The 1414-nt window shown below is 66.3% G+C and carries 1 protein-coding gene; it reads right to left on the bottom strand.

Translation table 11 applies throughout. The annotated features are described in order from the left end of the window. Positions 1-57: 57 nt before the first annotated feature. On the bottom strand, positions 58-1320 hold the full coding sequence (locus FNH04_RS45960) for a YncE family protein (RefSeq protein ID WP_152792146.1): 1263 nt from the start codon (positions 1318-1320) through the stop codon (positions 58-60). Positions 1321-1414 lie beyond the last annotated feature (94 nt).

The raw sequence follows: 1414 nt of genomic DNA, 5'->3' as shown, positions 1-1414 counted from the left end.
GGAGAGATCACCGGCCGGACACCGGCCCGTACGTCTTCGGCCGCTTAAGTGAGCTCATTAGGAGGTAGGCCCCGTCCAGCCGGTCGGCACATGGGCCAGACGCACACGCTGCGGGTGGTCGCCGACCGGGACCGACACGGTCTTCTTGCCGGTGGCGAAGTCGATCGCCGTGACCTGGTCGGAGCCGCTCTCGGAGACCACGCAGGACTTGCCGTCACCGCTGACGGTCGCCCAGTACGGCTTGGAGGCGGTGACGAGCGGGCCCTCCTTGAAGGTGGCCCGGTCGACGACGACCGCGTAGTCGTCCATCGTGCCCGCGACGCACAGCTTCGTGCCGTCGGGCTTCATCGAGATGCCGTGGTGGCGCGAGTCGTTGACCCAGGTGGTGCGGTCCGTGCTGGTCGCCGGGTTCTTCGGCAGCTCCTTGGTACGGGTGATCTTGTCCGTGGCGACGTCGTACTCGAAGAAGCCGTTGAAGAACGACACCTGGAAGTACAGCTTCGTCTCGTCCGGGCTGAAGGCGGCCGGGCGGACCGCGTCCGAGTAGTCGGAGAGGCCGATGGCGTCGAGCCGCTCCCGCATGTCGATCACCTTGACCTGCTTGAACGTGGTCGCGTCGACGACCGTGATCTTGCGGTCGCCCTTTGTCCAGTCCAGCCAGGTGTCGTCGAGCGCCGTGTTGACGTCGCCGATCGACATGTTCCAGATGTACTTGCCGTCGCTGGTGAAGATGTTCTCGTGCGGCTTGTCGCCCGTGGCGAACGAACCGACCTGCTTGCCCGTGTTGACGTCCAGTACGTGCACGGTGTTGGCGGTGGAGGCCGAGACGGCGACACGGGTGCCGTCGGGGGAGACCGCCATGTGGTCGGAGCGGTAACCCGACACGGGGAAGCGCCAGTTGATGTCCCCGGTGGCCAGGTCGATCGAGACCACGTCGGCGAAGCTCGGCCGGGAGACCACCATCGACTTGCCGTCCGGGGTGGAGTACATGTCGTCGACGAACTGGTCGTGGCCCTCGCCCACGCTGTTGCGGATGGCCATGAAGTAGACCCACTTGATCGGGTTGGCGTTGATCTCCGCCATCCGCTCGTCCTTGTCCGGGATCACGTTGATCCGGCCGATCTTGGCGAAGTCGCCGGAGGACTTGATGACATCGGCGGTGCCCTCCCAGTTGTTGCCCACGAACATCACCTCACGCAGATCGGCGGAGGCGGCCGGGGAGGCGGCCGCGGACGCGGTGCCTCCGGCGGTCAGGGCGAGGGCGGCGGCGACGGCGCAGACGTGGCGGATGCTCGTGCGGCGGGTTCCGGAGGCGGGCATGAGGTCGTTTCCTCCTGCTTGGTGGGGGCATGACAAGGGCGGCTGGGGGTGAGAATCTGAATACGCGGGCGTTCAGACTGGACTTACTGGAAAG

Origin of the sequence: Streptomyces phyllanthi (assembly GCF_009377205.1) — a bacterium.
Taxonomy (GTDB): Bacteria; Actinomycetota; Actinomycetes; order Streptomycetales; family Streptomycetaceae; genus Streptomyces; species Streptomyces phyllanthi.
Note: the sequence above shows the minus strand (reverse complement) of the source record. Positions and strands in the feature narration are given on the sequence as shown.